Source organism: Sphingomonas sp. AOB5 (assembly GCF_029433115.1).
Taxonomy (GTDB): domain Bacteria; phylum Pseudomonadota; class Alphaproteobacteria; order Sphingomonadales; family Sphingomonadaceae; genus Sphingomonas.
Map to the genome: position 1 here is coordinate 1 of NZ_JARNTV010000081.1, position 13,322 is coordinate 13,322.

Annotated in this window: 16 protein-coding genes and 1 pseudogene; 12 read left to right on the plus strand and 5 right to left on the minus strand. The window is 65.9% G+C overall.

The window, feature by feature from the left end:
• Positions 1-250: pseudogene (locus tag P1X14_RS20000) on the plus strand (hypothetical protein); the annotation flags it as partial.
• An 81-nt stretch (positions 251-331) separates the two neighbouring features.
• On the opposite strand, the gene P1X14_RS20005 reads toward P1X14_RS20000, so the two are convergent.
• Genes P1X14_RS20005 through P1X14_RS20015 form a run of 3 tightly spaced genes read right to left on the minus strand, consistent with a single transcriptional unit; the run spans position 332 to position 2,619 of the window.
• The gene (locus P1X14_RS20005; protein ID WP_277317183.1) at positions 332-985 is read right to left on the minus strand and encodes a hypothetical protein; all 654 of its coding nucleotides are present in this window, start codon (positions 983-985) and stop codon (positions 332-334) included.
• A gap of 2 nt (positions 986-987) precedes the next feature.
• Entirely contained in the window at positions 988-1,665 is a 678-nt protein-coding gene (locus tag P1X14_RS20010; RefSeq protein WP_277317184.1) for a dienelactone hydrolase family protein, read from the minus strand.
• Between the two features lie 21 nt (positions 1,666-1,686).
• Entirely contained in the window at positions 1,687-2,619 is a 933-nt protein-coding gene (locus P1X14_RS20015) for a hypothetical protein (RefSeq protein WP_277317185.1), read from the minus strand.
• A gap of 217 nt (positions 2,620-2,836) precedes the next feature.
• Between P1X14_RS20015 and P1X14_RS20020 the strand changes: the two genes are divergently transcribed.
• From P1X14_RS20020 to P1X14_RS20050, 7 genes are all read left to right on the plus strand, one after another.
• A complete protein-coding gene (locus tag P1X14_RS20020) occupies positions 2,837-3,391 on the plus strand; it encodes a F0F1 ATP synthase subunit delta (protein ID WP_277317186.1) in 555 nt (184 codons plus the stop codon).
• A gap of 10 nt (positions 3,392-3,401) precedes the next feature.
• Entirely contained in the window at positions 3,402-4,931 is a 1,530-nt protein-coding gene (atpA, locus tag P1X14_RS20025; RefSeq protein ID WP_277317187.1) for a F0F1 ATP synthase subunit alpha, read from the plus strand.
• Between the two features lie 45 nt (positions 4,932-4,976).
• A complete protein-coding gene (locus P1X14_RS20030) occupies positions 4,977-5,861 on the plus strand; it encodes a F0F1 ATP synthase subunit gamma (protein ID WP_277317188.1) in 885 nt (294 codons plus the stop codon).
• Between the two features lie 24 nt (positions 5,862-5,885).
• Positions 5,886-7,421: a F0F1 ATP synthase subunit beta gene (gene atpD / locus P1X14_RS20035; RefSeq protein WP_277317189.1), complete on the plus strand. Its 1,536-nt coding sequence runs from the start codon at positions 5,886-5,888 to the stop codon at positions 7,419-7,421.
• Positions 7,421-7,945 carry a hypothetical protein gene (locus tag P1X14_RS20040; protein ID WP_277317190.1) on the plus strand — a complete coding sequence of 175 codons (525 nt, stop codon included), beginning with the start codon at positions 7,421-7,423 and terminating at the stop codon, positions 7,943-7,945. The genes atpD and P1X14_RS20040 overlap by 1 nt, the downstream gene beginning before the upstream one ends.
• Before the next feature lie 14 nt (positions 7,946-7,959).
• Complete coding sequence (locus P1X14_RS20045) at positions 7,960-8,214, plus strand: ATP synthase F1 subunit epsilon (protein WP_277317191.1); 255 nt, start codon at positions 7,960-7,962, stop codon at positions 8,212-8,214.
• A 95-nt stretch (positions 8,215-8,309) separates the two neighbouring features.
• The gene (locus tag P1X14_RS20050; RefSeq protein ID WP_277317192.1) at positions 8,310-8,792 is read left to right on the plus strand and encodes a hypothetical protein; all 483 of its coding nucleotides are present in this window, start codon (positions 8,310-8,312) and stop codon (positions 8,790-8,792) included.
• Positions 8,793-8,799: 7 nt separating this feature from the next.
• Here P1X14_RS20050 and P1X14_RS20055 read toward each other — a convergent pair whose 3' ends face one another.
• Complete coding sequence (locus P1X14_RS20055) at positions 8,800-9,246, minus strand: DUF6265 family protein (protein ID WP_277317193.1); 447 nt, start codon at positions 9,244-9,246, stop codon at positions 8,800-8,802.
• A gap of 84 nt (positions 9,247-9,330) precedes the next feature.
• Between P1X14_RS20055 and P1X14_RS20060 the strand changes: the two genes are divergently transcribed.
• Positions 9,331-10,041: an AraC family transcriptional regulator gene (locus P1X14_RS20060; protein ID WP_277317194.1), complete on the plus strand. Its 711-nt coding sequence runs from the start codon at positions 9,331-9,333 to the stop codon at positions 10,039-10,041.
• Between the two features lie 94 nt (positions 10,042-10,135).
• Positions 10,136-11,686 (plus strand): CpaF family protein, encoded by a 1,551-nt coding sequence (locus tag P1X14_RS20065; RefSeq protein ID WP_277317195.1) that lies wholly within the window; start codon positions 10,136-10,138, stop codon positions 11,684-11,686.
• Between the two features lie 154 nt (positions 11,687-11,840).
• Here the strand turns inward: P1X14_RS20065 and P1X14_RS20070 are convergent, their stop codons facing one another.
• On the minus strand, positions 11,841-12,029 hold the full coding sequence (locus P1X14_RS20070; RefSeq protein ID WP_277317196.1) for a hypothetical protein: 189 nt from the start codon (positions 12,027-12,029) through the stop codon (positions 11,841-11,843).
• Positions 12,030-12,079: 50 nt separating this feature from the next.
• Here P1X14_RS20070 and P1X14_RS20075 point away from each other — a divergent pair, with 50 nt between their 5' ends.
• Together P1X14_RS20075 and P1X14_RS20080 are read left to right on the plus strand one after the other, a co-directional pair.
• Positions 12,080-12,895, plus strand: a complete 816-nt coding sequence (locus tag P1X14_RS20075; RefSeq protein ID WP_277317197.1) for a methyltransferase — start codon at positions 12,080-12,082, stop codon at positions 12,893-12,895.
• A gap of 3 nt (positions 12,896-12,898) precedes the next feature.
• On the plus strand, positions 12,899-13,322 hold a 424-nt coding region (locus P1X14_RS20080), incomplete at its 3' end, for a hypothetical protein (protein ID WP_277317198.1).

The following is a 13,322-nucleotide window of genomic DNA, read 5'->3' on the forward strand; positions in this document are numbered from 1 at the left end:
CGGCGCGCGCACGGATGCGCGCCGCGACAATGGCCCGCGCGCGGATGCGCGCAATAACGGACCTCGCGCGGATGCGCGCAACAATGGTCCACGTCCGGAGCGTCAGGGCGAACAGCGCCGCAACGATGCGCCGCGCGCCGATCGTCCGCAGGGCGAGCAGCCCCAGCGCGACTATGCCCGCAAGAGCAAGTGGCAGGGCCGCCCGTCGCAGGGCAGCGGCCATCGCAACGGCGCAGGCCGTTCGCGCTAGCACCGGACGCATCGCAATGAAGGAAAGGCCGGGGTTCGCCCCGGCCTTTTCCGTTTCAGGCGGATCGATCGCCTTCGATGGTCATGGCTTGGGTGCGACCATGATCGACAGCGCCATGTCCCGGCTGCGGCGCATATGCTTCGCGACGTCGGCGTTGGTGGTGCCCTGGCCATTGCTGTAGATCGACACCACTCGCCCGCCCGCTGTGGTCAGGCAGCCGCCCTGCACTGCCTTGCGCTCGCCATTCGGCCCCTGGATGGTCACTGCGCCGCCGGCATAACCGCACACATCGTCCACCCCTCGCGGTGTGACCGCGCCGGCAATCTCCAACGACACGCCGTTCCGCTCCGAGGAGGCCTTCAGCGCATTGGAGAACACCTCGCCGAACCATTGCTCAGCGCCTGGCGCGTTGAAGATCGGTTTCAGCTCTTCAAGGAATGCCGCGCGCGGGATCGTCTCGTTCGCCAGCGTCCGCGGGGTCATCAGTACATAATAGTCCCGCTGGAATCCGGTATCGCCGCAGGTGATCAGGATCAGGTTCAGGATGTTGGACTGCTGGTTCATGCCGCGACGAAAGGCAGCCATGCCGTCTTCGTCCAGCGGGCAGAAGCCTTCCGGAATCTTGAGTTGCAGCGCGGTGCCGCCAACACGGAATGATGCGACGCCCGCCGCACTCTGCGCCATTGCGGGCGCGGCCAGTCCCAGCAGCAGCGCCAGCCCCGCGATCCACCGCATCCTCATCCCCCATTCTCCATGAACAGCTGCAGGGTTCGCGCCCGCGCCAATGTCGCGCTGGCCGCATCGTAATCCGCACGCTGGTCGCAATTGAAGCCGTGCCCGGCCTCGTAGACGAACACCTCCACGTTCGGATGCCCCGCCGCGATCAGCTTTTCGACGCCGTCCATCGGGATGCCCGCATCGTTGCGGCCGAAATGGCAGATCACCGGGCAATCGGGCACCGCATCCGCCGCGCCGGGCACCAGGCTGCCATAATAGCTCGACGCCGCGGTCAGCCCCTTCAGGCGGGTCGCAGCGAACCACGCCACCGATCCGCCATAGCAATAGCCAGTGATGAACACCGGCCCCTTGTCCGCCAGCGCATCGATGCATGTCTGCGTATCCGCCAGCGTCAGCGCAAAGGGATGCTCGCCCCGCGCCAGCCGCACGCCGGCCGCAATCCCCTCGGCATCATAGCCGACCTCGAATCCCGGATGCTCGCGGTCGAACAAGGCGGGCGACAGCACTTCATATCCGTCCGCGGCATAGCCGTCGCAAACCTCGCGGATATGCGAATTGACCCCGAAAACCTCCTGGATCACCACCAGCCCGCCGCGCCGCTGCCCCTGTGCCTCGGCATGATAGACGGCGATCTCCGCACCATCCGTCATCGTCATCCGGATGAAATCGCCACCCATCGCCATACTCCTTGGTGAACCTCAGCGCCGCCGGTTCCGCTCCGCGGCATCGGCATCCGCGGTCATCCGGCGCTGAACGCGGTTGGTGCCGGTATCGGCTTCGTTGCGCCGCCCCAGCAGCGGGCTGGCGATGCGATACCATTGCAGCGCGCCCTGAAGGTCGCCGCGCCACTCGGCGCACAGCCCCATGTTGAACAGGATCACCCCGTTGTTCGGGATCAGCTGGTTCAGCTTCGCCCAATCCTGGCATGCCTGGCCCGGATTGCGCTGGGTCAGCTTGATCGTGTCCTTGAAGAAGCGGGTATGCTCCTTGGGGATGCCCTTCGAGCTTTCGAGGATGCGGATGCTGTAGGTGTCGTTCACCGGCACCGTGTCCGAACGGACGCCCTCGGCGATCTGGTTGATCATGCCGTTGATCATCTCTTCGGCGGTACGCGAGGGCGACTGGCCCTGGCACCAGGTGATCTCCTCGCGCAGCGGGCGGTTCACCGAATAGACGATGCGACCGTCATAGCGGACGATGCGCAGATCGGCGTTCAGGTTCGCCACGCGGCGGGTGCAGTTGATCTGCACCTCCTCCTCCTTCAGGCACTTGTTGTCCTTGTCCTTCTGGATGCAGCGCTTCTCGGGACGCTTGTAATAGCTGTCCTCGACTCCGCTGGAGATCGCGCCGGACAAGACGCCCTCAGCCCCGCCGCCATTGCCGCGGCGCCCGCCATAGACGATCTCGAAATAAGAATTGCCGCTGCGGTTCGGGCGGCCCAGCGCGCGCTCGATCGCCATGCCGGTCGCCGCGCCGTCGCGCCCGCCCAGCCGCTCGACCGAGATCGACCGCAGCATCGCCGCTTCGCGCGACGGCGCCGGGAACAGCCCCGTCATGGTCAGCGTCTCCGCAGCCGCTGGCGCCGCCGCCAGAATCGCGACTCCGGTCGTCAGGAGAAACAATACGCGCATATCCGTGATCCCCTCTTTCTTTGCCCGCGCGGACACTGACGACACCGGGTCGCCTGCGCAACGATTCTCGCGCCGATTTCGGTGTGGTCCCGACTCGGGTTGCATCGCAGCAACTCCGATGCTAACCGCGCCGCGACCCATAGGGGGGCGCCCTTTGCATAAGGTGCTGCCGCCATTTCGATGGGGCCACTCCTGCTCCCAAGAGGAACTCAAACGCGTGGAGAATTCCGGCGGTATCCAGGCCAGCCTAAGCGGACGCTACGCTACCGCATTGTTCGAACTCGCGCGCGATTCGAAGGCGCTGCCGCAGGTCGAGGCGAGCATCGCCACGGTCGGCGCTGCGCTCGCCGAATCGGCCGACTTCAAGGCTTTCACCACCAGTCCGCTGATCTCGCGGACGGATTCGGCCAAGGCCGTCGCCGCGGTGGCGAAAGTGCTGAAGCTCGATTCGACCGTGTCGAACTTCCTCGGCGTGCTGGCGAACAATCGCCGGCTGAACCAGCTTCCGGCGATCATCCGCTCGTTCCGCGCGCTGGCTTCGGCCCATCGCGGCGAAGCGACCGCCGAAGTCGTTTCGGCGCATCCGCTGAGCGCCGCGCAGGTCACCGAACTGAAGCAGCAGCTTCGCACGCGGCTTGGCCGTGACGTTTCCGTCGACCTTTCGGTCGACCCCTCGCTGCTGGGCGGCCTGGTCGTGAAGATCGGCTCCCAGATGATCGATAGCTCGATCAAGACCCGTTTGAATTCGCTCGCTCACGCGATGAAAGGCTGAAGGCAAGACAATGGACATTCGCGCCGCTGAAATCTCGAAGGTCATCAAGGACCAGATCGCATCGTTCGGCACCGAGGCTCAGGTCTCGGAAACCGGTCAGGTGCTCTCGGTCGGCGACGGCATCGCGCGCATTCACGGGCTGGACAATGTCCAGGCCGGTGAAATGGTCGAATTCGCCAATGGCATTCAGGGCATGGCGCTCAACCTCGAAGCCGATAACGTCGGCGTCGTGATCTTCGGCTCGGACGCCGAGATCAAGGAAGGCGACACCGTCAAGCGCACCGGCACCATCGTGGACGTTCCGGTCGGCAAGGGCCTGCTGGGCCGCGTCGTTGACGGCCTGGGCAACCCGATCGACGGCAAGGGCCCGATCGTCACCGATCAGCGCTCGCGCGTCGAAGTGAAGGCACCGGGCATCATCCCGCGCAAGTCGGTGCACGAGCCGATGCAGACCGGTCTGAAGGCGCTCGACGCGCTCGTTCCCGTCGGCCGCGGCCAGCGCGAACTGATCATCGGCGATCGCCAGACCGGCAAGTCGGCTGTCGCGATCGACACCTTCATCAACCAGAAGGAAGCGCACAAGGGCAAGGACGAGAAGGCCAAGCTCTATTGCGTGTACGTCGCTGTCGGCCAGAAGCGCTCGACCGTCGCCCAGCTGGTCCGCACCCTCGAAGAGAATGGCGCGATGGAATATTCCATCGTGATCGCCGCAACGGCTTCGGAGCCGGCGCCGATGCAGTTCCTCGCGCCCTATACCGGCGCCGCGATGGGCGAGTATTTCCGTGACAATGGCATGCACGCGCTGATCGTGTTCGACGATCTTTCGAAGCAGGCAGTCGCCTATCGCCAGATGTCGCTGCTGCTGCGCCGTCCGCCGGGCCGCGAAGCCTATCCGGGCGACGTGTTCTATCTCCACTCGCGTCTCCTCGAGCGCGCTGCGAAGATGAACGACGACAATGGCGGCGGTTCGCTGACCGCGCTGCCGATCATCGAAACCCAGGCGGGCGACGTGTCGGCCTACATCCCGACCAACGTGATCTCGATCACCGACGGCCAGATCTTCCTCGAAACCGACCTGTTCTTCGCGGGCATCCGTCCGGCGATCAACGTCGGTCTGTCGGTGAGCCGCGTCGGCTCGGCCGCGCAGACCAAGGCGATGAAGAAGGTCGCCGGCTCGATCAAGCTGGAGCTGGCCCAGTATCGCGAAATGGCTGCCTTCGCGCAGTTCGGCTCGGATCTCGACGCCTCGACCCAGAAGCTGCTGAACCGCGGCGCGCGCCTGACCGAGCTGCTCAAGCAGGCCCAGTTCTCGCCGATGCCGTTCGAAGAGCAGGTTGCCTCGATCTTCGCCGGCACCCAGGGCTTCCTCGACGCGATCCCGGCTTCGGACGTGGTTCGCTACGAGCAGGCGATGCTCGCCGATCTGCGCGCCAACCATGCCGGCGTGCTGAAGGCGATCCGCGACAGCAAGGATCTGTCGGACGACACCCGCGCCGCCCTGAAGGGTGCGCTCGAGGCGTTCGCCAAGACCTTCGCGTAAGTCATTTCCCTCTCCCCTTCGGGGGAGGGGAGAAAAAGGAAGACAATGGCTTCTCTTAAGGCCCTCAAGGTCCGCATCGGCTCGGTGAAGTCGACGCAGAAGATCACCAAGGCGATGAAGATGGTCGCCGCCGCGAAGCTGCGCCGTGCGCAGGAAGCGGCCGAGGCCGGGCGTCCCTATGCCCAGCGTCTGGAAGCGGTCGTCGCGTCGCTCGCTTCGAAGGTGACCGTCAGCGAATCCTCGCCCAAGCTCCTCGCCGGCACCGGCAAGGATCAGGTCCACCTGCTCGTCGTCGCCACCAGCGACAAGGGTCTGGCCGGCGCGTTCAACACGAACATCGCCCGCCTCGCCCGCAAGCATGCGCAGGACCTTCTCGCCGCCGGCAAGACGGTCAAGATCTACACGATCGGCCGCAAGGGCCGCGCGGTGCTCAACCGCTCGTTCCGCGAGCAGATGATCCACGGCATCGAGCCGGGCGATCTGGGCAAGCTGACTTTCCTCGACGCGCGCGGCTATGCGGACGACCTGATCGCCCGCTACGAAGCCGGCGAGTTCGACGTGGCGACCCTGTTCTATTCGAACTTCAAGTCGGTGCTGACCCAGGAGCCGACCGCGCAGCAGATCATCCCGGTGGCGATCCCGCAGGTTTCGGCTGTCGCCGACACCGGCGTGTCGGCCGCAACCGAATATGAGCCGGACGAGGCCGAGATCCTCGCCGACCTGCTGCCGCGCAACGTCGCCATTCAGCTCTTCCGCGCGATCCGTGAGAACGGCGCGTCGGAGCAGGGCTCGAAGATGACCGCCATGGACAACGCCACGCGCAACGCTGGTGACCTGATCAAGCGGTTGAACATCGTCTACAACCGCCAGCGTCAGGCGGCGATCACCACCGAGCTGGTGGAAATCATTTCGGGCGCCGAAGCGCTCTAAGCAATCCGAAGCAAGGAAACATCGATGGCAACCGCTGCTCCCAAGACTCCGGCCAAGAAGCCGGCCGCCCCTCGCAAGGCCGCTGCTCCGAAGGCTGCCGCCACCAAGGCCGCTGCTCCGGTCACGACCAACAGCGTCGGCCGCATCTCGCAGGTCATCGGCGCCGTCGTCGACGTCAGCTTCGACGGTGTGCTGCCCGCCATTCTCTCGGCGCTCGAGACCGAGAACAACGGCAACAAGCTCGTCCTCGAGGTTGCCCAGCATCTCGGCGAAAGCACCGTCCGCACCATCGCGATGGACGCGACCGAGGGCCTGACCCGCGGCCAGACCGTGACCGACACCGGCTCGCAGATCCGCGTTCCGGTCGGCCCGAAGACCCTCGGCCGCATCATGAACGTCGTCGGCGATCCGATCGACGAGCGCGGCCCGATCGGCAACACCGATTCGGCTCCGATCCATGCTGCGGCGCCGGCATTTGTCGACCAGTCGACCGAGACCAGCATTCTGGTCACCGGCATCAAGGTCATCGATCTGCTCGCACCGTATGCGAAGGGCGGCAAGATCGGCCTGTTCGGCGGCGCCGGCGTGGGCAAGACCGTGCTTATCCAGGAACTGATCAACAACATCGCGAAGGGCCATGGCGGCACCTCGGTGTTCGCAGGCGTCGGTGAGCGTACCCGCGAGGGCAACGATCTCTATCACGAGTTCCTCGACGCCGGCGTTATCGCCAAGGACGCCGACGGCAACCCGACGCCGGACGGCTCGAAGGTGGCCCTGGTGTTCGGCCAGATGAACGAGCCGCCGGGCGCCCGTGCCCGCGTCGCGCTCTCGGGCCTGACCATCGCCGAATATTTCCGCGACGTCGAAGGCCAGGACGTGCTGTTCTTCGTCGACAACATCTTCCGCTTCACCCAGGCAGGTTCGGAAGTGTCGGCGCTGCTCGGCCGTATTCCTTCGGCCGTGGGCTACCAGCCGACCCTGTCGACCGACATGGGCGCGCTGCAGGAGCGCATCACCTCGACCAACAAGGGCTCGATCACCTCGGTGCAGGCGATCTACGTTCCCGCGGACGATCTTACCGATCCGGCGCCGGCAACCTCGTTCGCCCACTTGGACGCGACCACCGTGCTCAACCGCGCCATCTCGGAACTGGGCATCTACCCGGCGGTCGATCCGCTCGACTCGACCTCGCGCGTGCTGACCCCGGCCGTTGTCGGCCAGGATCACTACGACACCGCCCGCCGCGTTCAGGAGACGCTGCAGAAGTACAAGGCGCTGCAGGACATCATCGCGATCCTGGGCATGGACGAGCTTTCCGAAGAGGATAAGGTCACCGTCACCCGCGCACGCAAGATCCAGCGCTTCCTGTCGCAGCCGTTCCACGTCGCCGAGGTCTTCACCGGCATCAGCGGCAAGTTCGTTGCGATCGAAGACACGGTGAAGTCGTTCAAGGCCGTCGTCGATGGCGAGTATGATCACCTGCCGGAATCGGCCTTCTACATGGTCGGCGGCATCGACGAAGCGGTCGCCAAGGCCCAGAAGATGGCCGAAGACGCCTGATGTACTCGGCCCCGATCCTGATCGCAGCCCTCGCGACGGCACTGGCCGGCGCGCAGGCTGCGGTTCCGGACCACCGGGCCGACATCAAGCACGCGGTGTTCGATCTGTGCCCGAAAGTCTTCACGGGTGAGATTTCGCTAACCGATCCCACCCAGGTCGCTGCGATCGGATACAAGGCCACGCCACCGCGCGAGACGCCGGGCGGGAAAATCCCCCGGGCGGAAACCGGCGAAGGCGCCACGAAGATCGTCATCGCGGGACAGGCCGGAGCAGATCCGAGCTGTTCCATCTGGTTCGGCGGACCGGACAACAAGGCGCAGCTGGGATATGTGCTGACGGAAGCCAGCGCGACCGGCTATCAGGTCGGCAGCCCCGCTTCGCTGGGCGACGGCACGATGCTCCTCCAGATCACGCGCAGGAAGGCCGTACCTGCGCCGGCACATAAGACGATGGTCGTCATCGGCGCCGATGCGGGCGGCGAGTTCGGCGCGGACCCGGCGACCACCATCATCCTGATGAAATAGAGAGCCTTACAACCATGTCCCTCCACTTCGAACTCGTCACCCCCGAAAAGCTCGTCCGCTCCGAGGACGTGTACATGGTCGTCGTTCCCGGCACCGAGGGTGACTTCGGTGTGCTCGAAGGCCATGCACCGGTCATGTCGACGATCCGCGACGGCGAGCTTTCGATCTACAAGTCGCAGGGTTCGGCACCCGAGACGATCCGCATCGAAGGCGGCTTTGCGGAAGTGAACGCCAAGGGCCTGACCGTCCTCGCCGAAACCGCAGGCTGATTGCGCGTGGGGGCACGCGCCCCCACGCAACTGCCGCTTGACCAATCCACGCCGCCGGGCACTCTCGGCGGCGTTGTCATGTCCGGAGCCATCGCATGTTCGCCAGCCTGTTCGCCGCCGCCCTGATCGCAGCAGCACCTGCCGACGATGCCGCGGTGGCAACCGCGCTGTTCGAAATCTGCCCGAAGATCCTCGACGGCCGCATCGCGTTCGACAATCCGCGCGATCTGACGGCGATCGGCTATGTTCCGTCTACACCACGCGGCAAAGCGGTGTGGGCCAAAGGCGGCCCGGCGGGCGAACCGGTATTCGTCGCGTCGGTCACCACCGACAAGGCGCGAAGCTGCGCGGTCACCTTCGTCGACGATGCGCCGCACAGCCGGTTCGAGCGGATGGCCGCGCTGGCCGCTACCCATGGCTATCAGGGTCCCGCACCCAGTGCGGCAGGCGATCCGGCCAAGCCGCGGATCGCGATCCTCTCAAAAAATGGCGACAGCCTCACGATGATCACTGTCGCCAACCATATCGAACTGGGCGACATGCCCTCCACCGTAGCGCTGTTCCGCCGCGGCAACTGAGAGCGCCTCAGTCCGCTTTCTCGTACCGCCACGACATCGCGTTGCCGCCATCCTTGGTGGCAATCTCGGCCATCAGCGCATCGCCCTCGCGCCAGTAGCGGATGCGCTGCGGGTAATCATGCTCGGGGTTCAGGAAGGTCACACCCTTCTCCCCCGCCACGCCGCGGAACGCCACCGGCGCCTTGCCGCCCGGCTGGGCGATATAGACTGGCGTCTCGCCGTCCAGCGCGATCCGCAGAAATTCGAAGCTGACCGTCCGGCCGTTCTTCACCGTCTGCGACGTGCCGATCATCATGCCGCCCGCCGCCGGCCCCCAGCGCTCGCACGTCCGCCCCTGCGCACCGTCCGCGGTGCACCAGCTCCCCGCCAGCCATCCGGGCAGCGCGCTGCTGGCGGGCATGGCCGCGCCGCTCAGCGGCACCGCAGCGATCAAGGCAAGGGCGATACGCTTCATCTCAATTCCTCCCGTTGGTCGCCCCCAGCTACGCCGGAGCACCACTCGCTGGCTTGAACCGACACGACATGCCAGTCTCGCGCAATGGACTATGCCGAACTGCCCCTGCCGCCGGAACTCGACGGCTTCGTCGCCGCGGTGTGGACGCTGTCCGCGAACAGCCCGGACTGGATCGAGCATGAGGCCACTCCCGATGGCTGTATCGAGCTGATCCGCCGCCATACCGGCCGCTCGATCTGGCGCGAGGAGCAACCAGCCCTGTTCGTCACCGGTCTGGCCCAGGCAACCGCCAAGCTCCGCTTCAGCGGCGATGTGAGCTTCACTGCGATCAAGCTGTGGCCTTGGGCGTGGCATGCGCTGGGCGGCGCACCCTGCCCCGGTTTCGCGGATGGCTGGCGCGGAATCGCGGCGGACGATCCCCTCACCGCCCTGCTCCCGGAAACCGGCGATCCCGTACCCGGCCTCGTCCGCGCGTTCGACGGCATCGCCCTGCCGCCCATCGCCGCGGTCCGCACCGCCGAGAGCGTCGCGGAGATCACCCGCCACACCGGCTTGCCCCATCGCAGCCTCCAGCGGCTGTTCGCGCGCGATTTCGGCATGCCCCCGCGCAGCTATCTGCGCATACTTCGTTTTCGCGATGCGCTGATCGAGGTCCAGTCGAGCGCCGATCCGCTGGCCGATGCCGCCGCCGCGACCGGTTATGCCGATCAGGCGCACATGGCCCGCGATTTCAAGGCGCTGGCAGGTCTCGCCCCGCGAGAGGCCCGCGTCCGCGCCAAGGGCCCCTTCGTCTGAACGCCGCAATCCCCGATGCCGTGGTTAGGCAATTGTAAAACCTTGGCCGCTACCCCTCCGTAATCGAGCGGTTCCTGGGGATCATAGAAGTCGCATGAGTGCTTTCGGTCGACGCAGCGGTTTGGGGGGTGGCACAGGTGGCCGGCCCGCGTTCGGCGTCGCGCGGCCGATGCAGGGTGGCGGCTCGCTTCGCCCGTCAGAACCCGGCCCCGGCGGTGAGCAATTCCCGCCGGTCGGCAGCGTGCCTTTGCCCGGCTCCGCGGCACCCGAGCCGGAACCGGTTTCGTCCGCACCCCAGAATCCGAATACCGGCGAAGCGATGCAGCGACTCGCCGAGCGTCAGGCTGCCTCGGGCGATGCCGGCGCCTCGCGCACCGAAGGGTTCGAGGCTTCGGTCCACCGCATCAAGGAACAGGTGCTCCCGCGCCTGCTCGAACGCGTCGATCCCGAAGCCGCAGCTACGCTCAGCAAGGACGAGCTGGCCGAGGAATTCCGCCCGATCATCGGCGAAGTGCTTGCCGAACTGAAGCTGACGCTCAACCGCCGCGAGCAGTTCGCGCTCGAAAAGGTGCTGGTCGACGAACTGCTCGGCCTCGGACCGTTGGAAGAACTTCTCTCCGACAGCGCCATCTCGGACATCATGGTCAACGGCCCTGAGCAGACCTATGTCGAGCGTAAGGGCAAACTCGAACTCGCCAACATCCAGTTCCGCGACGAGGAGCATCTGTTCCAGATCGCCCAGCGCATCTGTAATTCCGTCGGTCGCCGCGTCGACCAGACCACGCCGCTGGCCGACGCCCGCCTCAAGGACGGCAGCCGCGTCAACGTGATCGTGCCGCCGCTGTCGCTGCGCGGCACCGCGATCTCGATTCGTAAATTCTCGAACAAGCCGATCACCCTCGACATGATGGCCGGCTTCGGATCGATGAGCCAGAAAATGGCCACCGCGCTGAAGATCGCGGGCGCCAGCCGCTTCAACATTGTCATCTCGGGCGGTACCGGCTCGGGCAAGACGACGATGCTCAACGCCCTGTCGAAGATGATCGATCCCGGCGAGCGCGTGCTGACGATCGAGGACGCGGCCGAACTCCGCCTGCAGCAGCCGCACTGGCTGCCGCTGGAAACCCGCCCGCCGAACCTTGAGGGTCAGGGCGAGATCACCATCCGCGATCTCGTGAAGAACTCGCTGCGTATGCGCCCGGATCGCATCATCCTCGGCGAAATCCGCGGATCGGAGTGTTTCGATCTGCTCGCCGCGATGAACACCGGCCATGACGGCTCGATGTGTACGCTCCACTCCAACTCCCCACGCGAATGCCTCGGCCGTATGGAGAACATGGTGATGATGGGCGACATCAAGATGCCCAAGGAAGCGATCAGCCGCCAGATCGCCGATTCGGTCGACATGATCGTCCAGGTGAAGCGCCTGCGCGACGGTTCGCGCCGCGTGACCAACATCACCGAAGTGATCGGCATGGAAGGCCCGGTGATCGTCACCCAGGAACTGTTCAAGTTCGAATATCTGGACGAGAGCGCCGACGGCAAGATCATCGGCGAATACCGCTCGATGGGCCTGCGCCCCTACACGCTGGACAAGGCCAAGCAGTATGGCTTCGACCAGGCGATGCTCGAGGCCTGCCTCTAACCCACCGTCACCCTGAACTTGTTTGACGCGTATCCCGTCGCGGCAAGTTGGAAGAAATAGACCTGTGCTCCGGCGAAGGCCGGAGCGTTGGCAATCAACGGATCACCCTACGACCAACGCTCCGGCCTTCGCCGGAGCACAACCCCGCTTTTCCTCAGTCGTGCAAGATGACGATCGTCACCATCAGCGCGCCGATCAGCGACAATATCTGGATCAGCGCCCAGGGCATGAAGCCCGGATTGTCGTAATCGCGCCGCCGGTTGCGCCGCCGGTCCGCCACACTCGCCAGCACCGCCAGTGCGACCAGCCCCCCCACAACCCACCAATATTCCTGTTGCATCATTCCCGCCCGCCGATCAGGGTCCCGGCTCCCCAGATAGTCACGGAGAGGTTATGCGCCAGCCCCTGTTCGTCACGGCGATCGCCGCGACCGCAATCACCCTGATCGCCGCCGCCAACGCCCCCGAGCCGAGCGCCGCGATCAAGGCCGCGGTTGCCGCCTCCACCCGCACCCCTGCCAACACCGTGCGCGACCAGTATCGCCATCCCGCCGAAACCCTGTCCTTCTTCGGCGTGAAGCCGACCGACACCATCGTCGAGATCTGGCCCGGCGGCGGCTGGTATACCGAGATCCTCGCGCCCTTCACCAAGGGCAAGGGCAGCTATTGGGCCGCCAGCCCCTGGCCCGACGGCAACAAGAATATCGCCAACCGCCAGGCCGCCGATGCCGGCACCTATGGCCATGTGAAGCTCGCGGCCTTCCCCTGGGCCGAGGGTCAGCCCAAGGTTCCGGACGGTACCGCCGACGTCGTGCTGACCTTCCGCAACGTCCATAACTGGCGGATGGGCTATCAGCGCGCCGACAAGGCGGATTATTCGGCCGAGGCATTCGCCCAGATGTTCGCCATGCTGAAGCCCGGCGGCACGCTGGGCATCGTCGATCACCGCCTGCCCGAAGGCGCCAGCGACGAGCGCGAGCGCAACAGCGGCTATATCAAGGTCTCGACCATCCGCCGTCTCGCCCAGGCCGCAGGCTTCGAGTTCGTCGGCGCGTCGGAGGTCAATGCCAATCCGAAGGATACGGCCGACTGGCCGAAGGGCGTGTGGACCCTGCCGCCCAGCCTGTCGCAGAAGGAAGTCGATCGCGACCGCTACATCGCCATCGGCGAGAGCGACCGCATGACGCTGCGTTTCCGCAAGCCCCGCTAAGTCTTGCGCGCCGCCGCCTTTCTCGAGCGGTTCCGCGCGCTCGAACGGCGCGAGCCGCCGCTCGCGCTCTTCGCCGACGATCCCGATGGCTTCGCCGCCGCGATCGATCACGCGCCGGCCGAGTTCGAGCAGTCGGTCGAGGCAGCGGCGGCGCGGGTACCCGGCTGGATCGCCGAGCTGAACCACGGCGCCTTCGCCTCCGCCGCGTGCAATGCGCGCGGCGAGGTGATGGTGGCGGACAAGAGCTTCCGCGCCTGGTTCAACGATGACGACCCGATCGGATCGGTGATCCGCCGCGTCGACGATGGCGAACCCTATCTCTCGGTATTGGCGCAGGACGGCACCGGCCGTCCGGTCGCGCTGGCCACCGGGGGCAGCCGTGCAGTGGCGCGCTGGCCGCTCGGCGATGCGGTCCGTGCCGCGCTTG